Below are 24,198 nucleotides of genomic sequence, written 5' to 3'. Positions count from 1 at the left end.
CTTGCGCGCATGGATGCCGCATTGGCGGGCTTTCGCCCGATTTCTGCACGGAGCGACGCGAAAGCGCCGAAGCTTGCAGAGGTTCGTAACCTTTCGTGAGGATGAAGTGCCTGAAAACACGGCAGGGTTCTGCCGCCCGCGCGAGGTGGCGGTGCGGTAGGGTGGCGCAATCGCCTTAAGAGGCGGCAGGCAGGCGCGGATCAGCCGGAAGGCAGGATGGGGCGGGGTTAGCGGACGACGATCTCGTCGGAGCGCATCACGCCCAGCACGTCGCGCGCCTGCTGGTCGAGCAGGTCGAGATCGAGGTAATCGTCCGACAGGCGGCGGGTGAGGTTCTCCATCCGAGCGACCTCGCCCTCGAGGGTTTCGAGTTCGGCGGCGAGACGCGCGCCCTCGACCTCGATCTCGGCGCGGCGGAACAGCCCGAAATCGCCCTGCACGGCGGCAAAGACGAAGTAGCCCGAAAGGCTCAGGGTAATCGCCGCGTAGATCACGACACCGAATGCGGGTTTGCGCCTTGCGCTCATCTCTGCGCCCTTGCTCTGCCTTGTGGCGCACCTCTGACGGGTGCGTTTCGAGCAGTATGACACAGGCGATTCTTGAAGGGAATCCCTCGCGTTGCCTGCCACGCATAAATCCTCGTGAGGTCGACTGCTCCGATCGGGGCGGTGCGCTTCGGAAGGGCGTGGCGAGTGGGCTTCTGTGCGGTCGGTTCGCTCGGGGCATATCAGACGAACGCGTGGATTATTTACTAATTTGTCAATTTAAAGCATGGGCTTGCAGACCATTCTTCAGTCTTTGAATGACCTATGTCCGGCGCGTCTCGCGGCGGCCCGGGCGCCGATGCCAAAACGGGACCGGGCGAGCTGCCCGGCCCCGGCCGTCGGTCTCTCCTCTTTGCTGCTGGGGGAGAGGGAGTCAGCCGAAGAGATCCGACAGCAATCCGTCCTCCTCGTCCTGATCGGGATGCTCGTGATGCGCCGCATCCTCCGAGGGTGCGTCCTCCCAGGACCCCAAGAGGTGGCGGACCGCATCACTGACATCGAACGCTTCACCGCCGAGCAGTTCGTCCACCGTGCCACCATTACCCAGCAGGTCATCGGCGGTGCCGTCGGTCTCGCTGCCATCGGCCGCGTCATCGCCGGTGAGCAGGTCGTCCACGGTGCCACCGTCGCCGAGCAACTCATCGACGATGCCGCCCTCGGCCAGAAGGTCATCCACGGTGCCGTCCGTCTCACTGCCATCGGCCATGTCATCGCCGGTGAGCATGTCATCCACGGTGCCACCGCCGCCGAGCAGCTCGTCGACGATGCCGCCCTCGGCCAGCAGGTCATCCACGGTGCCGTCCGTCTCGCTGCCATCGGCCATGTCATCGCCGGTGAGCAGCTCGTCTACCGTGCCACCGTCGCCGAGCAGCTCGTCGATGATGCCGCCCTCGGCCAGAAGGTCATTCACGGTGCCGTCCGTCTCGCTGCCATCGGCCGCGTCATCGCCGGTGAGCAGGTCATACACGGTGCCACCGTCGCCGAGCAGCTCGTCGATGATGCCGCCCTCGGCCAGAAGGTCATCCACGGTGCCGTCGGTCTCGCTGCCATCGGTCATGTCATCGCCGGTGAGCAGTCCGTCTACCGTGCCGCCGTCGCCGAGCAATTCGTCGACAAGTCCAGCCTCATCAAGCAGCCCGCCTTGATCCGGATGCCCAGAGCCGATCTCTGCCTCTATCAGCTCGTCGCCAAAAAGCTCGTCTACCGTGCCACCGTTGCCGAGCAACTCATCGACGATGCCGCCCTCGGCCAGAAGGTCATCCACGGTGCCGTCCGTCTCGCTGCCATCGGCCATGTCATCGCCGGTGAGCAGGTCATCCACGGTGCCACCGTCGCCGAGCAGCTCGTCGACGATGCCGCCCTCAGCCAGAAGGTCATCCACGGTGCCGTCCGTCTCACTGCCATCGGCCATGTCATCGCCGGTGAGCAGGTCGTCTACCGTGCCACCGTCTCCGAGCAGCTCGTCGACGATGCCGCCCTCAGCCAGAAGGTCATTCACGGTGCCGTCCGTCTCACTGCCATCTGCCATGTCATCGCCGGTGAGCAGGTCGTCTACCGTGCCGCCGTCGCCGAGCAGGTCATCGATCAGACCGCCTTCGTCGAAGAGCGAAACGACGGAAGCGGGGGTCTCGGGCTCGGTGGGGGTGGGCAGGTGGATGCCGCTCGGGTCCATCGGCGTGAAGCAGATCAGCTCGCAGTCGCTGATCGTCACCGTGCCGGTGTCGGGATCCTGCGGATCGACGGTGAGATCGAAGGGGCTGCCATCGAGCGCGACCTCGACCCTGACCTCGGCACCGAGCTCGGCGGTCAGGTTGTGCGCATTGGCCGCGAACAGCGCGTCTTCGTAGCTGGTCTCCGCGCCGGGACCGAAGCTCAACGGCCCGTCCTGCAGTAGTAGTCGCCCCGAGATCGCGCCGGGATCCATGCCGAATGCGAAGTCGGAGCTGTCCGACAGCACGCCCTCGATCAGCGCGACATCGCCGCCGTGGCTGTCATCCGCGCTGCGCGGGGAAAGCTCTTTGACGCCGCGCGAAAATCCGTTGAAAAGGCCCATCATCCAATCTCCTCTGAAAGCATCTCCCGGGCGCACCCGGCTGTCATGAGGTCAGGCTGGGAGCTGCAGCTGCGCGCAGCAAGTAAAATATCGGAATGATACTAAATTTGGGGAAATTTTACCTTCGCAATATGCTGATTGTTGCGCAATATGGGTCAGAGGTGCGTCAGGGCTCGTATTGTTTTACTTTGCAATGGCAAAGTCATACGAATTGCGGCGTCGACGCGGCGATTCTCTCGTGGCGCGTCGGATCAGTTCTGATCAATTCATATCGAAATGAAAACGGGGGCGGCGCCGGCCGCCCCCGGTATCAAGGTCCGCACTGCGGTTCTTATTGGACCAGCCGGATCGTGCAGTTCGCTTCTAGGACCGTGAGTGATGCTGGCGCGATGGCCAATCCGACAAAGTCGTGTACCACCTGCCCGAGCAGAGTCTCGAGCGGTGTGGCGAGGGAGGCGACGCCGGACAGGAGCCCACCGACCGCCGATGTCAGACCGTCGGGCGCAAGCTGGCCCAGCAGGTCGGTCGCCTGGTGCGCGGCGCTTTGGGCCGTGCCGTCGATGCGGGGCGCAACCCGCTTCGAGACGCGCTGCTCCACCTCCTGCGCGCTGAAGGAGAGGCTGCGCGTGCCGGTCGCGACCAGCTCGATCTCGTCCGTCAGGGTGAGCCCGCCCGCGGACAGCGCCACCTCCAAGCCCGCGAGACCGGATTCGACGGGAACGAAGCGCGCCGCCGGATGCGTGCCGGGCGGACGGCATATGCTGCCTTCTGGACCGAGCCGGGCCGAGGCCTGCGCGACGCGCAGATCGAGATCGAGTTGCAGCAGCCCCAGCAGGTCGAGCCCGTCCACGGCGAGCCGGATCTGAGCGGTCTCGGCATAGGCCCCGGGAGCGCCGGGCTCGACATTGCTGACGATGCGGCGCGGCTCGAGCACGGTCAGCCTCACCGGCAGGTTTGCCAGCGGCCCCAGATCGGCGGAGAAGTCGAGGTCCAGCCCGTTGCGGCCCATCAGCTCGAGTGAGGCAAAGACAAGATCCGCGCCGGCGACGCGGCCGCCCGGCAGACCGGCCCCGAGCGTGAGCTCGCGCGAGGCTTCGTCCAGATGCAGCAGCTCGCCAAGCCGAATGGTTCCCGGTGGCACCGGCACATTGGCGCCGAGGGCAAGGGACCAGAGGCGCGCCAGCCCGATCTCGGCGTCGAGCACATCGCCATAGGTGAGCGGAGCATCGAGATCGAGCGCCAGTGTCTCGAGCAGCAGGTCGGTGCGCCGCGACAGCGCCGCGCTCGAGCACAGCAGATCGAGATCGCTTCCGAGCAGCGGGCGCAGCGCGCCTTGCAGCAGCGAAAGCGAGGCGAGGCAGTTGGAGAGGGCAAAGCTGACGCGCTCATCGGCGAGCGCGGTGGCCTGCCGCGCGATCGGCTTGTCGAAGCCGCGCTTCAGCAGGGCGGTGAGGTTGGTCTTGGCGGTCGAGGCGACCTCGACCCGCGCCGCATTGGGCCGAAGCGGGCTGCCGCCGTCGATCTCAAAGCTGCCATCCTCCCAGCGGCCCAGCGTCACCTGTCCGGGCGCGGGCGGGGTGGCGCTGAACGCGTCGTTCAGGCGCACCGAGTTACGGGCCTGTCTCAGCGCGGTGCCCGCATCGGTGGTGTAGCGCGCCGCCTCCAATGCCGCGAGATCGGCCTGGGCCTGGAGGTGGCTGCGGTGATTGTTGAGCAGGAGCAGGTCGAACAGCATGGCGATGCCGATCAGGATGCCGGGGAACAGCACCGTCGTGCCGGCGGTGACCGAGCCGCTTTCGCCGCGCAGGATCATCTCAGCCTCCCATCACGATGGCGGTGCCGGTGATCTGGTCCGAGCCGTCATTGAGCGAGCGGAACAGCGCGTTGAAGCCCATGAAGGAGGCATCATAGGTGAGGGAGATTTCGCTCCAGCCGTCGCGCGCGCCGGGCCCGCAGCTGACCGCACCGAGCCGCTCCGGCTCGATCATCACGAAGGTTTGCATCAGATCGCCCACAAGGCTCTGCTCAATTCGCGAGCAGATTTCCGCGCGGGTCAGGCCGCTGCCGTGATGTTGCAGCGATTGCCGGGCGACCTCGTGAGTCAGTTGCTGGATATTCGCGATGGTCAGAAGGTAGAGCGCCAGCCAGGCGGTGCCGGTCAGGATCGCCATGAATACCGGAAACAGGATCGCGAACTCCACTGTCGCGCTGCCGGTTTCATCGATCCAGAAGCGTGATGCCTCGTTGCGTCGGTCTGACCGTGCCATACTTGGCCCTCCTCGTTAATGTATCAATTTGATACAAACTGAGTGGGGCGGGCACGTGTCAGGAATGAGGCGTCAATATGGTCCTGAGGCTTTTTTCAGAGCCGCGCGATCGCGGCGAGTCGCAGTTTCAGAGCGACTGCGCGTTCGCGCCGAGCCTGTAAACCTTGGTCTTGTGGTTCGGAGAGTGCTCGATGTAGCCAAGCTCGATGAGCCGTTTCATGGCGCGGTGGAAGGTCGCGTGCTTCATCTCCTCGACGGCGGTGGCCCGGCGGACCTGATCCGAAGAAATATCAGCCGTGCCATCGCTTTGCGCTGCGATGGAGTGAAATGCGTAGAGCAGATCGCGTTCGTTGCGGTTGAGGTCCTCGAGGCCGAGGTCCTTTTCCATCTGCCAAAGGGCAGCTCGAAGCTTTGCGATGCCTGATAGCGCGCTCATTTGAAACGTCCAATCCGTCTAAAGTATCTCCATGATAAATTTTAGACGGATTTGACGCAATAGCGGTTTCTGCAAAGGCAGATTTGTGTTTGTGCCCGCCTATCGATGTGGCTGTGTCGCCCTGAAAATTCCGATCAGGATGAGCATGAAAATCGCCAGCCCGGCAAGATTGCTGAGCACGGTCGGGTAGGCGATGTCGAAGGACAGGGTCTGCGTCGGATGCAGGTCGGTCAGCAGGCTGCGCAGGATCAGCGCGAAGGCCGAGGCCTTGATGCCAGCCAGCAGGATGATCTTCCAGACCCGGCGCCCGCCCGTGAGGTCGACCTCGGTATTGATGCCGGCCCACCGCATGGTGGTGAAGGCGAAGGGGGCGCAGATCGTCGCCATGAGCGCGTGGCCGTCGGCGGAGGCGAGCAACTCGGAATAGCCGTAGCCCTGCATTACCGCCTGCAGGATGATCCCCGGCAGCAGGTAGACGATCGAACGCCAGCCATAGAGCCAGGCTGCCAGGACGATCAGGCCGAAGCCGAGGATCACGTATTGCCGCTCGCAGTCGAGGGCGCTGCAGACCATGCCATGCATCTGAAGCAATATGACCAGCACGCCCGAGAGTGTCGCAGCACGCATGACATGCGCCCTGAGCGGGCTCGCCGCTCCGGGTTGTTGGTTGATATTCGTCTTCATCCCCAAGGGATAGCTCCTTCAAAATGGAAGCGTCACGATCCACCTCGTTGCAATCGCAACGTGATAGGTCTGAGCGGGGTGAGTGTTCCCGCGGATGACCCTTCCGATCTCCCCCCTGGCGAGATCTGGACCGAAGCAAAGCCCGTCGCTCGTCAGGTTGCCGTTCGGCGCCCCCAGGCATGCATGATGATCAGCAGCCTAACAGAATGCTACAGAACTGAAACGGAATATTCCACGTCTAAGCGCGCTGATAACCGCTTTTTGAGGTCGCAAACCGGGCGTGTTCGCCTCTGTGCTGCCTGCCGGGCGGCCGGGCGGTCGGTGAAAAGTTGAAAATTTCAAAGAGATACAGTCCTTTCGTCGAGGGAGAATAAGGATCGGAAATAAATTCGTCCCGTGCGAAATATGTATTTTTGTCGGATATTCGTGAGGCGGGTTGATGTCGCCGGTTTAATTCGGCAGACGGGCGAAGATTCCCGTTTTTAACGATATGTCCTGTGACATATCCTACCTATGGCTGAATCTGCCCTTTGAGCGGCTGTGCAGGCCGGCTCCGAGTTTGGCGCGTGTTGGCGCTGGTCGGTCGCGCTGTTGCACGCCTTGCGCGGGCTGGCGTCTTTCAGAGCTGGATCTCGTCGAGCAGCCAGCTTCGGAAGCGCTGCACATGCGGGCTGGCCAGGGCCGGTTCCGGCAGGATCAGTGCGTACTGCTCGCCGGTCTCGAAGCGCCGCGGCGCCGCCAGCGCAAGGGCCCCGCGCTCAAGCGCGGGCCGGGCGACGATCTCGGGCACGATGCCCACGCCGAGCCCGGCGATGGCGGCGTCGACGATCATGTCGAAATGATCGAACCGCGCGCCGCGCAGGATGCGGCGGGGGTCGGTGTCGGAGCCGCGGAACCAGTCGAGCCAGAGGGTCGGGCGCGTCGATTGCTGCAGCAGGGGGAGCTCCAGGAGGTCGGCATCGCTGAGCGCATCCTGCCCCGAGAGCAGGGCGGGCGCGGCCACGATCACCATCGTCTCGGGGATCACCGGCTCGGTCGAGACGCCGGGCATATCATGCCGGCTGCGCATAATGGCGAGGTCGAAGGGCTCGCGCCCGAAATCCACCGGCAGGAGTCGTGCCGACAGGTCGAGGCTGATCTCCGGGGCGACCTGGGCGAAGCGCGCGAGCCGCGGGATAAGCCAGATCCGGGCGAAGCTCGGCAGCACTGCCATGCGCAGCACCGCGTCGCGCCCGCCGAAGGCCATCACCCCCATCGCGGCCTCGTCGAGCCCCGCGAGCAGCGACTCGGCGCGGTCGAGAAACGCATGCCCTGCGGGAGAGAGCACCAGCCGCTGGCGCACCCGGTTGAACAGGGCGACGCCGAGCCGGTCCTCGAGGGAGGCCAGGGAGCGCGAGATCGCGCTCTGGGTCAGGCCGAGGCTGTCGGCCGCCATCGTCGTGGTGCCGCGGCGGGCGCAGGCTGTGAACGCCTCGAGCTCGGCGACGGAAGGGATATAGGCTTTGCGCATCGGGGCTCCGGCGAAAACGGGGATGGGCAGGTTTATGAGAAATTCTCATTCCTTGCGCAAATTAAATCGTTTCCATCCGGCCACGCGCGAGCGTAGGGTGCGCGTCAGAACGCTAAAAGGATTCCGATCATGGCCGACGCCCCCAATCTTCGTCCCAAGGACAACCCCGCGCTCGCCGGATTCTCGTGGGAGGATCCGTTCCTCTTCGACGCCCAGCTCGAGGAAGACGAGCGCATGATCGGCGAGAGCGCCCGCGCCTTCGCGCAGGACAAGCTGCTGCCGCGGGTCGAGCACGCCTACATGGAAGAGCAGACCGATCCCGAGATCTTTGCGGAAATGGGCGCGCAGGGCCTGCTCGGCGTCACCGTGCCCGAGCAATATGGCGGCATCGGCGCGGGCTATGTGAGCTACGGGCTTGTGGCGCGCGAGGTCGAGCGGGTGGATTCGGGCTATCGCTCGATGATGTCGGTGCAGTCCTCGCTGGTGATGTACCCTATCTACGCCTACGGCTCCGAGGCTCAGCGGCAGAAATACCTGCCCAAGCTCGCGTCGGGTGAGTGGATCGGCTGTTTCGGTCTGACCGAGCCCGATGCCGGCTCGGATCCCGCGGGCATGAAGACCCGCGCCATCAAGACCGAGGGAGGCTACCGCCTGAAGGGCGCCAAGATGTGGATCTCGAACGCGCCGATCGCCGATGTCTTCGTGGTCTGGGCCAAGTCCGAGGCCCATGGCGGCAAGATCCGCGGCTTCGTGCTGGAGAAGGGCATGAAGGGTCTGTCGGCGCCGAAGATCGGCGGCAAGCTGTCCTTGCGCGCCTCGATCACCGGCGAGATCGTCATGGACGATGTGGAGGTGGGCGAAGACGCGCTGCTGCCCAATGTCGAGGGGCTCAAGGGCCCGTTCGGCTGCCTCAACCGGGCGCGCTACGGCATTGCCTGGGGCGTGATGGGCGCGGCGGAATTCTGCTGGATGCAGGCGCGCCAGTACGGGCTCGACCGCAAGCAATTCGACAAGCCGCTTGCCGGCACCCAGCTGTTCCAGAAGAAGCTCGCCGACATGCAGACCGAGATCGCCCTCGGCCTGCAGGCGGCGCTGCGCGTGGGGCGTCTGATGGACAGCGCCAAGGCGGCGCCCGAGATGATCTCGCTGATCAAGCGCAACAATTGCGGCAAGGCGCTGGATATCGCCCGCATGGCGCGCGACATGCATGGCGGCAACGGCATCCAGATCGAATACGGCGTGATGCGCCACGCGGCCAACCTCGAGACGGTCAACACCTACGAGGGCACCCACGACGTGCACGCGCTGATCCTCGGTCGGGCGCAGACCGGGATCCAGGCGTTCTTCTGATCGTCTGTTCAGAGGCGGAGACTTTGGGGCGGTGCCGCGTGGTGCCGCCCTTTTTGCGTCTTGAGGCCGAGCGACAGACAGGGGGGGGGGCGCTGCCCCCTCTTGGCCCGTTGGGCCAATTCACCCCCGAGGTATTTGGAAACCAGAGAAGGCAAGGGCGCAGCGCTCCTGGCTTCTCTTCGTCAAAAATACTCCCGCCGGAGGCGTCCGGCATCGCCACGCGCGCGGGGCCGGGCAGGGGCCTGCGGCGGTCTCACCGGAAGATGCGATGCGGGGCTGGTCAAGCGGCGGGGATATGCCTTAGACAAGGCCAACTCAGAGACGGAGAGGCGCGATGGACGATCTGTTCAATTCCTTCATGAACGGCCCCGATGAGAAGGGCCGCTTCGGCATCTATGGCGGGCGCTTCGTGTCCGAGACCCTGATGCCGCTGATCCTCGAACTCGAGGAGCAGTACGAGCGGGCCAAGACCGATGACAGCTTCTGGGCCGAGATGGACGATCTCTGGAAGAATTATGTCGGTCGCCCGTCGCCGCTGTATTTCGCCCAGCGCATGACCGAGGAACTCGGCGGCGCCAAGATCTACCTCAAGCGCGACGAGCTGAACCACACCGGGGCGCACAAGATCAACAACGTGCTGGGCCAGATCATCCTCGCCAAGCGCATGGGCAAGACCCGCATCATCGCCGAGACCGGTGCCGGCCAGCACGGCGTCGCCACCGCCACGGTCTGCGCAAAGTTCGGGCTGAAATGCGTGGTCTACATGGGCGCGCATGATGTCGAGCGTCAGCAGCCCAACGTCTTCCGCATGCGCCTGCTGGGCGCCGAAGTGGTGCCGGTGACCTCCGGGCGCGGCACCCTCAAGGACGCGATGAACGACGCGCTGCGCGACTGGGTGACCAATGTGCGCGACACGTTCTACTGCATCGGCACGGTGGCCGGGCCGCACCCGTACCCGGCCATGGTGCGCGATTTCCAGGCCGTGATCGGCAAGGAAGTGCGCTGGCAGCTGGCAGAGCAGGAGGGCGAAGGCCGTCTTCCCGACACGGTGATCGCGGCGATCGGTGGCGGCTCCAACGCGATGGGCCTGTTCCACCCGTTCCTCGACGATGCATCGGTCAAGATCATCGGCGTCGAGGCCGGCGGCAAGGGCGTGAACGAGAAGATGGAGCACTGCGCCTCGCTGACCGGCGGCCGCCCGGGCGTGCTGCACGGCAACCGCACCTACCTGCTGCAGGACGAGGACGGCCAGATCCTCGAGGGCTTCTCGATCTCTGCCGGGCTCGACTACCCGGGCATCGGCCCAGAGCACGCCTGGCTGCACGACACCGGCCGGGCCGAGTATGTCTCGATCACCGACAAAGAGGCGCTGGAGGCGTTCCAGTTCTCCTGTCGCACCGAGGGCATCATCCCGGCGCTCGAGCCCAGCCACGCGCTGGCGCATGTGATGAAGATCGCGCCGACCCTGCCCAAGGACCATATCCTCGTGATGAACATGTGCGGCCGGGGCGACAAGGACATCTTCGCCGTCGCCAAGCATCTAGGACAGGATCTGGGCTGAGCGCTGCCTGCCTCTGGGCAGGGACATATCCAATGAGCGGCCGCGCGGGAGCGATCCCGTGCGGCCGTTTTCGGTGCGAGTTCGGTGCGTGGGAGGGGCAGGAAAGGCGGTCATGTCTCCTGAGCGATTTGGGTAACCGAGCTTTAAGTCGCAAAATTGGATAAAAGATTTGACAGGTCTTGCTTAAATTTTGAATTCTCTGGGTGAGTTCTCCGGGAGGGTCGCAATCTGAAATTGCGTGGAGAACCGCTTTAGGGAGGAAGATCATGACCAAGACGACACTGCTTCCGGGCCTCGTGCTCGGAACCATCCTTGCTGTGCCCGCGCTGGCGCAGGACAACATGGACAAGCTGTCCAACATGCAGCGCACCGACGCGACATTCACCAATATCGACCAGACCGGCGACCGGGCCGAGGCGCTGAAGGGCATCCTCGAGCATATCAACCTGCCGGACGGCTTCGAAGTGAGCCTCTACGCGGTTGTGCCCGATGCGCGCTCGATGGCGGTGGCGCCGCAGGGCACGGTGACCTTCGTGGGCACCCGCAAGGACAAGGTCTGGTCGGTGGTCGACCGTGATCGCGACCGGGTGGCCGACGAGGTCTTCGACTTCGCGCCGTCGATCACCTTCGACGTGCCCAACGGGCCGTGCTTCTCGCCGGACGGGTTCCTCTATATCGCCGAGCGCAACCGGGTACTGACCTTCCCGGCGGCGGAGTTCTTCTTCGAGGGGCCGGACCCGGCGGTGGGCACCGTGGTCGCCAAGGGCGAGCTGGTGCCGGCGGAGGAAGAGAGCTTCAACCACACCGCGCGGGTCTGTCGCGTGGGGCCGGACGGCAAGCTCTACATCTCGCTCGGCCAGCCGCACAACGTGCAGCCGAAGGACAAGCTCGAGATGTATGACCAGATCGGCATCGGCGGCATCATCCGCATCAACACCGACGGCTCGGGGCGCGAGGTCTATACCCGCGGCATCCGCAACTCGGTCGGGCATGATTTCAACCCGGCCAATGGCGATCTGTGGTTCACCGACAACCAGGTCGACGGCATGGGCGATGACATCCCGCCGGGCGAGCTGAACCGGCAGACCGCAGCGGGGCAGCATTTCGGCTTCCCTTGGACCAATGCGCGCGTCGAGATCCCCGATTACAAGGACGTGCCGCGCCCCGAGGGGGTCGAGTTCGTCGAGCCACAGGTCGAGATGCAGGCCCACGCCGCGGATCTGGGCATGAGCTTCTACACCGGCTCCTCGTTCCCGGAGAAATACCAGGGCGGCATCTTCTCGGCGCAGCACGGCTCGTGGAACCGCACCACGCCGGTGGGCGCGCGGGTGATGTTCACGTCGCTCGATGAAGAGGGCAACGCCGCCGGCACCGAGGTCTTCGCCGATGGCTGGCTCGACGAAGCGACCGGCGAGTATCGCGGCCGCCCGATGGACATCGCCTTCCTCAAGGACGGCTCGATGCTGGTGTCGGACGATTTCGCCGGCGCGATCTGGCGCATCGCCTACAACCCGGCGCCGGCCAGCGAATGAGGCTTGGGGCTGTTCTCCTCGGCGGGCTGATGCTCGCCGGGGCAGGGCCGGCGGCGGCGGATGATCCCGCCGCCGGCCGCAAGGTGGCCAACATGTGCCGCACCTGTCACGGGCTCGACGGGCTGGCGCAGATCCCCATCGCGCCGAATATTGGCGGCGAGCCGGAAGAGTATCTCGAGGCCCAACTCATGGCCTTCAAGACCGGCGCGCGCGAGCACGAGATGATGTCGGTGGTGGCGGCGGGGCTGAGCGCGCAGCAGATCTCGGACGTGGCGGCGTGGTACGCCTCGCATTCGGCAAGCGCGCGCCTGCCCGAGGGCGTGAGCGAGAGCGACGCGCCGGCGGCCTGCGTCTCGTGCCACGGGGCCGACGGCATCGCCGAGTTTCCCGATGCGCCCAACCTCGCGGGCGAGGTCAACATCTATATCGACACCCAGCTCAAGGCGTTTCGGAGCGGCAAGCGGGTGCACGATATCATGTCGGACATCGCCGCCGAGATGAGCGACGAAGAGATCCGCGCCGTGGCCGACTGGTACGGTGCGGTGACGCTCGAGATCGAGATGTCGGAGTAGGGCGGGCAGAGGCTGTGGCTGCGGCTGCGCCTCTGCCCAAGACTTCCTCTCGCGCCGCGCGGCGCGGCATATTTTGCCGCGCGCCCCTTGCGCCCCGCAGTCCCATGCGGAACAGATAGCGCAAAGGTTACGGGCCCCGCATCGCGGTCGGACCGGCCGCGAGACAACCAACAGGGACAGCCCATGAAACACCTCCTGACCGCCACCGCGCTCGTCTGCAGCCTTGCCGGCGCCGCCTCCGCCCAGACCGTGCTCACCGTCGCCAACTGGCTGCCGCCGTCGCACCCGCTGGTCAGTGAGTTGATCGTGCCGATGACCGAACAGATCGCCGAGGCCACCGGCGGCGAGGTGACCGCCAATATCCTGCCCGCGCCGCTTGGTCCGCCGCAGGCGCATTTCGACTTTGCCGTCAACGGCGTGGCCGACATTACCTTCGGCGTTCAGGGCTACAACCCGGGCCGCTTCAAGACCACCAACATCGTCGAGCTGCCCTTCCTCGGCGACAGCGCCGAAAACATCTCGGTGGCCTACTGGCGCGTCTTCGACGAGATGCTGCGCGACGCGGGCGAGTATGACGACGTCAAGGTGCTGGCGGTGTTCAGCCACGGGCCGGGCGAGATCTTCCTCAAGTCGGGCGATGTCTCGAGCGCCGATGCGCTCAAGGGCGTCAAGCTGCGGGTCGGCGGCGGTATCGTGCACGAGGTCGCCTCGGCGCTTGGCGCGGTGCCGGTCGAGGGCCCGTCGTCCAAGGCCTACGAGCTGCTGAGCCAGGGCGTCGCCGACGGCATCCTTTTCCCCTACGAGTCGGTCAATTTCTTCAAGCTGATCCCGCAGCTGAATGACGCGATCTCGGTGCCCGGCGGGCTTTACAACACCTCGTTCTACATCGTCATGAACAAGGCCAAGTGGGAGAGCCTCGACCCCGCGCAGCAGGACGCCATCGACAGCGTCACCGGCGAGGCGCTGGCGCGCATGGCGGGCCAGATGTGGGACGCTGCCGACGCCGCGGGCAAGGCCGCGATGGAAGGCGAGATCACCATCACGCCCGCCACCGACGAGCAGCTCGCCGCCTGGGAAGGCGCGCTCTCGCCGCTGGTGCAGGCCAAGCTCGACGAGGCCGCCGAGACCGGCGTCGACGCGCAGGCGGCCTATGACATGCTCAAGGCCGAGATCGCCAAGGAAGCCGCCGAGTAATGCCCGAGGCCCTGCCCGAGACGACCCGCCCGTGCGGGGCCTTTGGCCTGCGCGCGGCGCTCGCGGTGCTGGGCGGCGTGCTGCTGATGGCGCTGATGGGGATGACGGTGACCGACGTGATCGGGCGCTACGTCTTCAACGCGCCGCTCCGGGGCGCCACCGAGCTCACCGAGCTGCTGCTCGCAGCGGTGGTCTTTCTCGGGCTGCCGGCGGTGGCGCTGGCCGACGAGCACGTGACCGTCGATCTGGTGACCGACCGGATGCCGGCTGCGGTGGAGCCGTGGCGCGGGGCGGCGACGGGGCTGTTTTCGGCGCTGGTGCTGGCGGTGGTTGCCTGGCGCGTCTGGGTCTATGCGGCGCAGATCGGCGGCTATGGCGGCACCACCACGACGCTCGCCGTCCCGATCGCGCCCCTGGGTTATTTCTGCGCGGTCTGCACCGGCTTCGGTGCGCTCCTGACCGCGCTCGTGCCGGCGCATGCGCTGATCCGGCACCTGAAAGGACACTGACATCATGGAAAGCTGGCCGGTCGGCATGGCCATTCTCGGCGTGCTGCTCCTCGTGGGCGTGCCGATCTCGATGGCGCTCGCGGGGGTGGGCCTCGTGGGCGTGGCCTCGATCATCGGCTGGACCCCGGCGCTGTCGCTGCTGGGCTCGGCCTTCTTCGACAACGGGCGCGACTACTCGCTCTCAGTGCTGCCGCTGTTCCTGATGATGGGCAATTTCGTGGTGCAGTCGGGCATCGCGGAGGAGCTCTACAAGTCGGCCTACGCCTGGCTGCGCCACCGCAAGGGCGGGCTCGCCACGGCCACCGTCATCGCCTGCGGGGCCTTCAGCTCGGTCTGCGGCTCGTCGATGGCGACGGCGGCCACCATGACCCGCATCGCGCTGCCCTCGATGCGGCGCTACGGCTACCCCGACCGGCTCTCCACCGCCTCGATCGCCGCCGGCGGCACGCTCGGCATCCTGATCCCGCCCTCGGTGATCCTGGTGTTCTACGGCATCATGACCCAGCAGGACATCGGCAAGCTCTTCCTCGCCGGGCTGATCCCGGGGCTGATCGGCATCATTGGCTACACCATTGCCGTGCGCATCACGCTGGTCACGCAAAAGATCGACCTGCCGGTCGAGCCGAAACTGCCCCTGCGTGAGCGCATCCGCGCGCTGAAGGGCACCGCCGGCGCGCTGATCCTCTTCGTCTTCGTGATGGGCGGCATCTATCTCGGCGTCTTCACCCCCACCGAAAGCGCCGGCATGGGCGCGGGCGGGGCGTTCCTCCTGGTGCTTCTCTCGGGGCGGTTCAGCCGCGAGAAGATGATCGCGGTGCTCTATGACACGATGAAGACCACCTCGATGATGTTCTTCATCCTGTTCGGCGCGCTGACCTTCACCAATTACGTCAACATGTCGGGCATGACCCGCGACATCCAGGCGGCGCTGAGCGTCTTCGGCGACACGCCGATGATGACCATCCTCGTGATGCTCTGCATCTACCTCGTGCTGGGCTGCGTGCTGGAGAGCCTGTCGATGATCATGCTGACGGTGCCGGTCTTCTATCCCATCGTCGCGGCGCAGGGGATCGACCTGATCTGGTTCGGCATCTTCGTGGTGATGGTGACTGAGATCTCCTACATCACCCCGCCGGTGGGGATGAACGCCTTCGTGCTGCGCTCGGTGGTGCCCGATGTGCGGCTTGGGACGATCTTCGGCGGGCTGGCGCCCTTCGTGGCGATGGACGTGCTGCGCGTGGCGCTGCTCACCGCCTTCCCGGGGCTGGTGCTGCTGCTGACCTGAGCGGTGCGCCCGTTATCACAGGCCCTCCGGATACATCAGGGCCGCGAGGGTGTCGCCTGCGTCAGCCGCGCGCGTCCACCGCATGGGTCAGCGTGGCGCCGAGCTCGTAATAGCTGCCTTTGAGCGCGGTGAGGCTCTCGTCGTGGCGCTTGACCGGCGTCAGCGGCAGACCCGAGAGATCGCCCGAGAGCAGCGCCTCGGCGGCGGCGGTGCCGAACACCGTGCCGGGGCCGATGCCACGCCCGGAATAGCCGAAGCAGGACAGGGCGTTGGGGCCGATCTCGACGATCTTCGGAATATGATCCGAGGTCATGGCGATGCGCCCGCACCAGGCGTGCTCGAAGGGCAGGTCGCCGATCTCGGGGAAGAGCTGGCGCAACTTGCGCCGCGCCCAGCCGGCGTGGATCGCGCGGCCGGGGCCGTCGAGATTGCCCATCGCACCGATGATCATCCGCCCCGCGGCATCGGTGCGGAAGGAGGACATGACCAGCGCCGTGTCCCAGCAGCCCTCGCCACCGGCGAGGATGCGCGCGCGGGCGGAGGCGGGCATCGGCGCCGTGGCGAACTGGCCGAAATGCACCGGCGTATAGGCCGGGGCATGCGCGCCCGAGAGCGGCGCGTGATAGGCATTGGTCGCCATCAGCAGCGCGCCTGCCACCACGCTGTGACCATTGCAGCTGATGCGCCAGCCGTCGCCGTCGCGCGCGATCCCGGTCACCGGGCTCTGCTCATGGACCCGCGCGCCCGCGCGCTGCGCCGCCCGTGCCAGCCCCCGGCAATAGGCCAGCGGCTGCACCGTGCCGGCGCGCGGATCGAAGAGCGCGCCATGCACTGCTTTGCTGCCGACACGCTCTTGCGCCTCGGCGGCGTCCAGCAGCTGCAGCGGTGCGCCATGGGCGTTGCCCTGCCGGAAGCGGGCACGCAGGTCCTCCATGCCCGAGGCCGCATGGGCACAATGCAGCGTGCCGTTGCGGGTCGCCTCGCAGGAGATCTCCTCGCGCGCGATGAGGCCGTAGACCAGATCCGGCGCCGCGCCCAGCCGGGCGATCAGCGCACGGCCCGGCGCATCGCCCAGCTCGGCGAGGATCTCGTCGGGCTTGAGCCAGAGCCCGGCATTGGCGAGGCCCACATTTCGGCCCGAGCCGCCATGGCCGATGGTCCGGGCCTCGAGCAGCGCCACCGACGCGCCGCGCCGCGCCGCCTCGAGCGCCGCCGAAGCGCCGCTGAAGCCGCCGCCGATCACCGCCAGATCGACCGTCAGCTCGGTGTCGAGCGGGCCCGCCGAGATCGCCTCCTCGCTGGAGGCGCGCCAGAGATTGCCGTGATCCGATGCCGTCATGCTGCCTGTCCTTGATCGCTGGAGCCGGCCCTGCGCGATGCCGCGCAGCCGGTCCCATGACAGAGGTGTAACAGCGCGCGGCGCGGATGGAAGAGCCTGCGGAAGAGGCATGGGCGCCGGGGGGAACCGGCGCCCGGAAACGCGGCGGGCCTCAGCCCTGCGGCACCAGCTTGCCGGGGTTCATGATGCCCTTGGGATCGAGCGCCTGCTTGATCTGGCCCATGACCTGCCAGCCATCGCCATGCTCGGCCTGCATGTAGGCCATCTTGCCAAGCCCGACGCCATGCTCGCCGGTGCACGTGCCGCCGAGCGCCAGCGCGCGCTCGGCCATGCGGTGCGACAGGCGCTTGGCCTCCTCGAGCTCCTCCGGCTTCTCGGGGTCGATCAGCAGGATGGCGTGGAAATTGCCGTCGCCCACATGGCCGAGGATCGGGCCCGGCACGCCGCTTTGCGCGATGTCGGCCTGGGTCTGCTCGACCGCGGTGGCAAGCTCGGAGATCGGCACGCACATGTCGGTCACCACCGCGCGGGCGCCTTTGCGCGAGGCGAGGATGGCGTAATAGCCGTTGTGGCGCAGCGCCCAGAGTGCCCGGCGCTCCTCTTCGCGGGCCGACCACCGGAACGGCGAGGCGCCGTGATCGGCGACGATCTCGCCGAAGCGCTCGGCATCCTGCGCCACGCTCTCGGGCGAGCCGTGGAACTCCACCAGCAGGTGCGGGGCGGCGTCCATCTCCATGCCGGAATAGGCGGTGAAGGCCTGCGCGGTGGCGGCGTCGACGAACTCGATCCGTGCCATCGGGATGCCCATCTGGATGGTCTCCATCACCGCCGTCACGGCCGAGCCCATGTCGGGGAAGGCGCAGATGCCGGCGCTGGTGGCCTCGGGGATGCCGTGCAGCCGCAGGGTCAGCTCGGTGACGAGCCCCAGCGTGCCCTCCGAGCCCACCATCAGCGCGGTCAGATCGAATCCGGCGGCGCTCTTGCGGGCGCGGGTGCCGGTGCGGATCACCCGGCCATCGGCCAGCACCACGGTCATTCCGAGGACGTTGTCGCGCATGGTGCCGTAGCGCACCGTCGTGGTGCCCGAGGCGCGGGTCATCGCCATGCCGCCGAGGCTGGCGTTGGCGCCGGGATCGACCGGGAAGAACAGCCCCGTGGCGCGCAGCTCCTCGTTCAGCGCCTCGCGGGTGACGCCGGGCTGCACCGTCACGTCCATGTCGTCCATGCGGATCTCGAGCACCTTGTTCATGCGCGAGAAATCCACCACCACGCCGCCCTTCACCGCGAGCCCGTGGCCCTCGAGCGAGGTGCCGGCCCCCCAGCCGATCACCGGGCAGTCGTGTTCGGCGCAGATCTTCACCAGCGCCTGCACCTCTTCGGTGCTCTCCGGATAGGCCACCGCATCGGGCGGGGTGGTCGGGAAATGGGACTCGGATCGGCCATGTTCGGCCAGATCGGGCTTGGACCGGCTGAGCCGTTCGCCTAGGAGTGAGGCGAGAGCATCAAGGGCGGCGTCTTTGGGCATTGGTAACCTCCGGGGAAATCGCGGGGACCATAGCGACGCCGCTCGTCAGGCGAAAGCGAAAGGGGCCCGGCGAAAGCCAGAGGGGACAGGGAATGTTGCGCGACGTCGCCCGCCAGTGGCACGAAATGCGCGCCACGTGCGGGCGCGGCTGGGACACGCTGAGGCACAAGGCACCGGGGCAGGTGACCTTCTGGCTGATCGCGCTGGTGGTCGGCGCCGCCGCGGGCTTCGCCGCCATCCTGTTCCGCTCCGCGATCAACCGCCTGCAGGCGGCGCTCTACGGCACCGAGGATGTCAACACGCTGGCCAGCTTCGTCGGCGAGCTGCTCTGGGTCTGGGTGCTGCTGATCCCGCTCGGCGGCGGCATCGCGGTCGGCCTGATCATCCAGTTCCTGACCCCGGACGGCCGCGTGCGCTCGGTCTCCGACGTCATCGAGGGCGCAGCGCTCAACGATGGCCGGGTCGAGAAGAAGGCCGGCATCGCCTCGGCGCTGTGCTCGTGGATCACCCTCTCGACCGGCGGCTCGACAGGGCGCGAGGGGCCGGTGGTGCATATCGCGGCGATGATCTCGTCGTGGGTGTCGAACCTGCTGCGCGTCGACGGCATCACCGGGCGCGACCTGCTGGGCTGCGCGGTGGCGGCGGCGGTCTCGGCCAGCTTCAACGCGCCGATCGCGGGCGCGCTGTTCGGGCTCGAGGTGGTGCTGCGCCATTTCGCCCTGCATGCCTTCGCGCCGATCGTGGTGGCCAGCGCTGCCGGCACGGTGATCAACCGGCTGGCCTTCGGCGATGTCACCGAGTTCCTGCTGCCTGGCACCACCACCGTCGAGTTCTATCTCGAGCTGCCGGCCTTCTTCCTGATGGGGCTGGTCTGCGGGCTGGTGGCGGTGGTGATGATGCGGGCGATCTTCTGGTCCGACGACTTCGGCAACCGGGTGCAGAGGCGCATGGGGCTGCCGATCTGGCTGCGCCCGGCCGCCACCGGGCTGCTGCTCGGCGCCATCGCGCTGCAATTCCCGCACATCATCGGCGTGGGCTACGAGACCACGTCGCTGGCGCTGACCGGCGGGCTCGGGCTGCGCGAGGCGTTCCTCTTCGCCATCGTCAAGGTGGCGGCGGTGTCGATCACCATGGCCGGGCGCATGGGCGGCGGGGTGTTCTCGCCGTCGCTGATGGTCGGTGCGCTGACCGGGCTGACCTTTGCTCATATCGCCACCGGCCTGTTCCCCGAGCAGAGCTCGGCCTTCACGCTCTACGCGCTCGCCGGCATGGGCGCGGTGGCGGCGGCGGTGCTGGGGGCGCCGATCTCGACCACGCTGATCGTCTTCGAACTGACCGGCGACTGGCAGACCGGGCTGGCGGTGATGGTCTCGGTGTCGATGTCGACCGCGGTGGCCTCGCGGCTCGTGGACCGCAGCTTCTTCCTGACCCAACTCGAGCGCCGCAACGTGCATCTCGCCGCCGGGCCGCAGGCCTATCTGCTGGCGATGTTCCGGGTGGCGGGGGTGATGCGCCGGCCCGGCGATCCGGGAGCGGCGGACGAGGAGGCCTGCCTGCGGATGATCGAGCAGGGGCTTTACGTGCAGCATTCGGCGACGCTCGAGACCGCGCTGCCGCGGTTCGAGAAATCCGGCGTCGCCTATCTTCCGGTGGTGACGCTGCAGGGCGAGGCGCAGACCCCGGTGCTCGAGGGCGCGCTGTTCCATGTCGATGCGCTCAAGGCCTATAACCGCGCGCTCGCCGCGACCGCCGCGGAAGAGCATTCGTGACTCTACGGCGGCGAAAGAGCATTGCTGTCGTGACGGCGCCGGAAGAGCATTTCTGACGCGACGGCGGCCGAAGAGCATGCGTGAGGTCGTCGTTCTGGCGGAGCGATTTGATCGAATTTTAGGCATCTGGGTGCGGGGCGCTGCGGGCGCGCGGACGGAAACGCGGAACGTTGACCGAACATGCGCGGATTTCTGCCGAGTGCGCATCTCGAAGCTTTGAAATGGTTTACGGTTGGTAAAAAGATAACGCGAGCCGCCGGGAAGAAGGCGGCCGAGCAGAAACAACCGTTCGAGGGACGAATGAGCGTGACCGGCGCCCGCAAGGCCAGATTTGGCCTGCCCATCCTCTGTGCTATTCTTCTGGCCACAGCGGCCTGTTCCACCAAGGCACCCGACATCGCCTATAGCTCCAGCGGCATCGATCTCGAGCGTCGCGCCATGGCGCTGCGCGAGGTCCGCGAGCTGCAGAATGCCGGCCAGCGCGTCTGGTGCGTGCCCTTCGCCCGCAATGCCAGCGGCGTCGAGATCCGCGGCAACGCCAACACCTGGTGGGGCAAGGCGCGCGGGATCTACGATCGCGGCGTGCAGCCCGTCGAGGGTGCGGTGATGGCCTTCGCCGCCACCCGCGGCATGCCGATGGGCCATGTGGCCGTGGTCTCCGACGTGATCTCGCCGCGCGAGGTCCGGATCGATCACGCCAACTGGAAGCGCAACAAGGTGACGCTGGGCATGACGGTGCAGGACGTCTCCGCCGCCAATGACTGGTCGGAAGTGCGGGTCGAGAGCAACCCGGGCAGCTTCGGCAAGGTCTACCCGATCAACGGCTTCATCTATCCCAGCCGGGTTCAGTGAGATTGCTTTGAAGATGCGGTGCGCGCCGGGGGCGCGCGCAGGTTACCTCTCCCGCGGCCCCTTGGGCCGCGGTTTCGTTTGTGGGTGGCGGGCTGACGCTCTTGAGACTCGGTCCGCACGGCGCAGCGGTGAGCCTGCCTCCGGCGGGAGTATTTTCGACGAAGAGAAGACAGGGGGACGCGCGGGTAAGAGAAGGCAGGGGCGCGCGCGGGGGCGGGGACGCGGGCGCCATTCCGGGCGGCCTGCGCCGGGACGAGCAACGAGAGCGTAGCGCCGGTGCAGGGCATGCAAAAAGGCAGGCGCGGGGCCTGCCTTTTCTGGTCTTGCCGTAGGTGCCGGTGTTCAGACCTGCTCGACCGCGACGCCGTCCTGGACCTGGAAGGCGAGGTAGCCGGCGAGCGGTGCGGCCTCGTCCTTGGGGCTCTCGTAGGACAGCACCGCGTTCTCGTAGCTGCGGCTCTTGGAGGCGATGGTGAAATGCGTCGCCTCGCCGATATGCTGGTTGATGGTGCGGTAGTCCGAGGGCTCGAGGAAGGCCATGGCGATGTCTTCCCGCGGGAAGAAGATCTGACCGGGCATGTCGCCCTCGGTCAGCTCCAGCGTGCGGTTGCTTTCTCCCAGCACCGCGCCGCCGGCGCGGATCACCCAGGTGCCCTCGGTCGGGCGGATGGTGATGTGGTTCATCATGTCGTTTCTCCCCGTTTCCTCACGGATCATATACCAGCCGTCTTACGACAGTCCTGTGTCAAAGCGGCGCGCAGGCCGCGGCCAGCCAGTCTGCGTCGGCGCCCTCGACGAGCGGTCCGATGCGGGCCAGCACCTCTTCGTGATAGGCGTCGAGCCAGCTGCGCTCGGCCTGCGTGAGCAGCGCCGGCACTACCAGCCGCCTGTCGATCGGCACCCATGTCAGGGTCTCGAAGCGCAACATCCGCGGCACCACCTGGCCCGGAAGGGGCGGGGCGTGCTCCACGGCGATGAGGTTCTCGATCCGGATACCATAGGCGCCCTCGCGGTAAAAGCCCGGCTCGTTCGACAGGATCATCCCCGCCTCGAGCGGCACGGTGCCGGTGCGGGCGATGCGCGCCGGGCCCTCGTGCACGCTGAGATAGGCGCCGACGCCGTGGCCGGTGCCGTGGCCATAGTCGAGCCCTTCCTCCCAGAGCGCGGCGCGGGCGAGAGCGTCGATGTCGCGCCCGGCCAGCCCCTCGGGGAAGCGCAGCCGCGACAGCGCGATCATGCCCTTCAGCACGCGGGTGAAATTGGCGCATTCCTCCTCGCCGACATCGCCCACAGCGATGGTGCGGGTGATGTCGGTGGTGCCGTCGACATATTGCCCGCCGCTGTCGACCAGCAGCAGCTCGCCCTCGTTCACGGCGCGGTCGGTGGCCTCGGTGACGCGGTAATGCACGATGGCGCCGTTGGGGCCGGCGCCGGCGATGGTTTCGAAGGAGATGTCGCGCAGGGCATTGGTGGCGCGGCGCTCTGCCTCGAGCGCGGTGACCACGCCGATCTCGGTGAGGCTGCCCGGCGCCTGCCGGTCGAGCCAGGCGAGGAAGCGCACCATGGCGGCGCCGTCGCGCAGATGCGCGGCGCGGGCGCCCTCGAGCTCGGCATCGTTCTTGCGCGCCTTGGGCAGCAGGCAGGGATCGGGGGCCTCGACGATCTCGGCGGTGGCGAGCGCATCGGCGACTGCCACGGGGCAGGTGGCGGGATCGATCTGCACCTTGCCGCCGAGCGTCGCCACTGCGGAGAGGAAGCCCTCGGGCGGCAGCACCTTGACCTTCGGGCCGAGATGGTCGCCGAGCCCCTCGAGCTTGGCGGCATCGATGAAGAGCTCGACCGTGCCATCGGCGTTGAGCAGGGCGAAGCCGTGCGGCACCGGGTTGCGCGGGATGTCGGAGCCGCGGATGTTGAGCAGCCAGGCGATGCTGTCGGGCAGGGTGATCACGCAGGTCTCGGCCTCGAGGCCGCGCGCTAGCCGGTCGATCTTGTCATCATGCGGCTCGCCGGCAAGCTCGAGGGCCTGGGCAAAGACCGCACCTTGCGGCGGGGCGGGCTGGTCGGGCCAGATCCGGTCGACGAGATTGTCGGTGCGGATGAAGCCGGTGCTCTCGAGCTTCGCCTCGAGCCCGCGCAGCTGGTCGACCGAGAACAGCCAGGGGTCGATACCGATGCGGCCGCCCTCGGGCAGCTTGGCGGCGATCCAGTCGGCGAGGCTGGTTTCGGGCCAGTCGACAGGGGCGAAGACATCGGCCACCTGCGCCTTGACCTGGACCCGGTAACGGCCATCGACGAAGACGCCGGCCTCATCGGTCAGCGCCACGCAGTAGCCCGCGGAGCCGGTGAACCCGGTAAGCCAGGCGAGGCGGTCGTCGCGCGGGGCGACATATTCGCCCTGATGCGCGTCGGCGCGCGGCACGATGACCCCGTCGAGCCCTTCGCGGGCGAGCTCTTCGCGCAGGCGGGCCAGCCGCGGTGGGCCCTGCTCTGGGCGGGCGGTCTCCTGAAAGGTCTGAAACATGGCTCGGCCTCCTTTTTCGCAGACCCTATCAGGCCTGCGTCCGGGTGCCAGTGGCAACTGTCGGGGCCGGAGCGTGACAACGGGACACCTGTTCGCGACAGGCTCCGAGGGATAGAGTCGTGCCGCGCCGTGACCGGGGGACATGGCGCGGAGGCAGCCCATGTTCTCACCTTACGATCTCGCTCACCTGCATCACATCGCGCGGCACTACGTTGCCGCGGGCCTTGCCACGCAGCTTGCCAACCGGCAGCGCCGGGCCCTGCGCTGGCAGCATCTGCGCGGTGCGCTTGGCTGGCTGGTGCCGGATCCCGCAAGCCCCGAGGGGCAGGCAGCTCACGGGTAGAATTCGCACCACGCGGTGTAGATCCAGCCCTGGAACCGGGCTTCGCGCCCGTTGAGGGCGCCGTTCTGCACGAAGCACCACTTGCCCTCGCAGGCGCGCAGATAGGCGGCGTCGCCATTGTGCAGGCTGCCGATCTGCGCATAGCCCGAGCCGGGGCCGGCGCGCAGCGCGAGGAAGCCATCGCCGTTCGGGTCGAGCCCCGTCACGAGGCAGCCGGTGTCGGTGATGATCTCGCCCCGAGGCGGCACGATGTTTTGCGCCTGCAGTGCGGTCGCGCAGCCCAGGGCGAGCGCGAGGCCCGAAAGTATCTTCATGGCAATGCTCCTGATCTCGAAATGCGCGATCAGGGTA

At 67.0% G+C, this 24,198-nt stretch carries 22 protein-coding genes; 10 read left to right on the top strand and 12 right to left on the bottom strand.

Annotated elements, in window-relative coordinates:
- Positions 1-227: 227 nt before the first annotated feature.
- From KUV62_RS16230 to KUV62_RS16200, 7 genes are all read right to left on the bottom strand, one after another.
- Positions 228-527: an FtsB family cell division protein gene (locus tag KUV62_RS16230; protein WP_222604779.1), complete on the bottom strand. Its 300-nt coding sequence runs from the start codon at positions 525-527 to the stop codon at positions 228-230.
- Between the two features lie 391 nt (positions 528-918).
- Positions 919-2,598 (bottom strand): hypothetical protein, encoded by a 1,680-nt coding sequence (locus KUV62_RS16225; protein ID WP_222604778.1) that lies wholly within the window; start codon positions 2,596-2,598, stop codon positions 919-921.
- Between the two features lie 331 nt (positions 2,599-2,929).
- A complete protein-coding gene (locus tag KUV62_RS16220; RefSeq protein ID WP_222604777.1) occupies positions 2,930-4,411 on the bottom strand; it encodes a pilus assembly protein TadG-related protein in 1,482 nt (493 codons plus the stop codon).
- 1 nt (position 4,412) lies between these two features.
- A complete protein-coding gene (locus tag KUV62_RS16215) occupies positions 4,413-4,865 on the bottom strand; it encodes a TadE/TadG family type IV pilus assembly protein (protein WP_222604776.1) in 453 nt (150 codons plus the stop codon).
- A gap of 127 nt (positions 4,866-4,992) precedes the next feature.
- On the bottom strand, positions 4,993-5,301 hold the full coding sequence (locus tag KUV62_RS16210) for a MarR family transcriptional regulator (protein WP_261395711.1): 309 nt from the start codon (positions 5,299-5,301) through the stop codon (positions 4,993-4,995).
- Between the two features lie 99 nt (positions 5,302-5,400).
- Positions 5,401-5,928 carry a hypothetical protein gene (locus KUV62_RS16205; RefSeq protein ID WP_222604775.1) on the bottom strand — a complete coding sequence of 176 codons (528 nt, stop codon included), beginning with the start codon at positions 5,926-5,928 and terminating at the stop codon, positions 5,401-5,403.
- 676 nt (positions 5,929-6,604) lie between these two features.
- Positions 6,605-7,495 (bottom strand): LysR substrate-binding domain-containing protein, encoded by an 891-nt coding sequence (locus KUV62_RS16200; RefSeq protein WP_222604774.1) that lies wholly within the window; start codon positions 7,493-7,495, stop codon positions 6,605-6,607.
- A 129-nt stretch (positions 7,496-7,624) separates the two neighbouring features.
- Here KUV62_RS16200 and KUV62_RS16195 point away from each other — a divergent pair, with 129 nt between their 5' ends.
- The 7 genes from KUV62_RS16195 to KUV62_RS16165 all read left to right on the top strand — a co-directional run bounded on the left by KUV62_RS16195 (position 7,625) and on the right by KUV62_RS16165 (position 15,498).
- Complete coding sequence (locus KUV62_RS16195) at positions 7,625-8,845, top strand: acyl-CoA dehydrogenase (protein ID WP_222604773.1); 1,221 nt, start codon at positions 7,625-7,627, stop codon at positions 8,843-8,845.
- Between the two features lie 334 nt (positions 8,846-9,179).
- Positions 9,180-10,406 carry a tryptophan synthase subunit beta gene (trpB, locus tag KUV62_RS16190; protein WP_222604772.1) on the top strand — a complete coding sequence of 409 codons (1,227 nt, stop codon included), beginning with the start codon at positions 9,180-9,182 and terminating at the stop codon, positions 10,404-10,406.
- 266 nt (positions 10,407-10,672) lie between these two features.
- Positions 10,673-11,938: a PQQ-dependent sugar dehydrogenase gene (locus KUV62_RS16185; RefSeq protein WP_222604771.1), complete on the top strand. Its 1,266-nt coding sequence runs from the start codon at positions 10,673-10,675 to the stop codon at positions 11,936-11,938.
- Positions 11,935-12,510, top strand: a complete 576-nt coding sequence (locus KUV62_RS16180; protein ID WP_222604770.1) for a c-type cytochrome — start codon at positions 11,935-11,937, stop codon at positions 12,508-12,510. The genes KUV62_RS16185 and KUV62_RS16180 overlap by 4 nt, the downstream gene beginning before the upstream one ends.
- 183 nt (positions 12,511-12,693) lie before the next feature.
- Entirely contained in the window at positions 12,694-13,704 is a 1,011-nt protein-coding gene (locus KUV62_RS16175; protein WP_222604769.1) for a TRAP transporter substrate-binding protein, read from the top strand.
- The gene (locus tag KUV62_RS16170; RefSeq protein ID WP_222604768.1) at positions 13,704-14,213 is read left to right on the top strand and encodes a TRAP transporter small permease; all 510 of its coding nucleotides are present in this window, start codon (positions 13,704-13,706) and stop codon (positions 14,211-14,213) included. Before KUV62_RS16175 ends, KUV62_RS16170 begins: the two co-directional genes overlap by 1 nt.
- Positions 14,214-14,217: 4 nt before the next feature.
- Entirely contained in the window at positions 14,218-15,498 is a 1,281-nt protein-coding gene (locus tag KUV62_RS16165) for a TRAP transporter large permease (protein WP_222604767.1), read from the top strand.
- 61 nt (positions 15,499-15,559) lie between these two features.
- Here the strand turns inward: KUV62_RS16165 and KUV62_RS16160 are convergent, their stop codons facing one another.
- Positions 15,560-16,837: an NAD(P)/FAD-dependent oxidoreductase gene (locus tag KUV62_RS16160; RefSeq protein WP_222604766.1), complete on the bottom strand. Its 1,278-nt coding sequence runs from the start codon at positions 16,835-16,837 to the stop codon at positions 15,560-15,562.
- Positions 16,838-16,988: 151 nt separating this feature from the next.
- On the bottom strand, positions 16,989-18,362 hold the full coding sequence (locus KUV62_RS16155) for an FAD-binding oxidoreductase (protein WP_222604765.1): 1,374 nt from the start codon (positions 18,360-18,362) through the stop codon (positions 16,989-16,991).
- A gap of 92 nt (positions 18,363-18,454) precedes the next feature.
- Between KUV62_RS16155 and KUV62_RS16150 the strand changes: the two genes are divergently transcribed.
- Both KUV62_RS16150 and KUV62_RS16145 read left to right on the top strand, forming a co-directional pair.
- A complete protein-coding gene (locus KUV62_RS16150) occupies positions 18,455-20,131 on the top strand; it encodes a chloride channel protein (protein WP_222604764.1) in 1,677 nt (558 codons plus the stop codon).
- 300 nt (positions 20,132-20,431) lie between these two features.
- Positions 20,432-20,983 (top strand): CHAP domain-containing protein, encoded by a 552-nt coding sequence (locus KUV62_RS16145; protein ID WP_222604763.1) that lies wholly within the window; start codon positions 20,432-20,434, stop codon positions 20,981-20,983.
- 342 nt (positions 20,984-21,325) lie between these two features.
- On the opposite strand, the gene KUV62_RS16140 is transcribed toward KUV62_RS16145, so the two are convergent.
- Positions 21,326-21,670, bottom strand: coding sequence for a DUF427 domain-containing protein (locus tag KUV62_RS16140; protein WP_222604762.1), 345 nt, complete (start codon positions 21,668-21,670; stop codon positions 21,326-21,328).
- A gap of 58 nt (positions 21,671-21,728) precedes the next feature.
- Entirely contained in the window at positions 21,729-23,504 is a 1,776-nt protein-coding gene (locus KUV62_RS16135) for an aminopeptidase P family protein (RefSeq protein WP_222604761.1), read from the bottom strand.
- A gap of 160 nt (positions 23,505-23,664) precedes the next feature.
- Here KUV62_RS16135 and KUV62_RS16130 point away from each other — a divergent pair, with 160 nt between their 5' ends.
- Positions 23,665-23,847 carry a hypothetical protein gene (locus tag KUV62_RS16130; RefSeq protein WP_222604760.1) on the top strand — a complete coding sequence of 61 codons (183 nt, stop codon included), beginning with the start codon at positions 23,665-23,667 and terminating at the stop codon, positions 23,845-23,847.
- On the opposite strand, the gene KUV62_RS16125 is transcribed toward KUV62_RS16130, so the two are convergent.
- Entirely contained in the window at positions 23,838-24,161 is a 324-nt protein-coding gene (locus KUV62_RS16125; RefSeq protein ID WP_222604759.1) for an SH3 domain-containing protein, read from the bottom strand. The genes KUV62_RS16130 and KUV62_RS16125 overlap by 10 nt on opposite strands.
- Positions 24,162-24,198: the final 37 nt, after the last annotated feature.

The organism is Salipiger bermudensis, from assembly GCF_019801965.1.
Classification (GTDB): domain Bacteria; phylum Pseudomonadota; class Alphaproteobacteria; order Rhodobacterales; family Rhodobacteraceae; genus Salipiger; species Salipiger bermudensis_A.
The sequence above is the reverse complement of the archived record's forward strand: the minus strand, read 5'-3'. Positions and strand labels throughout refer to the sequence as shown.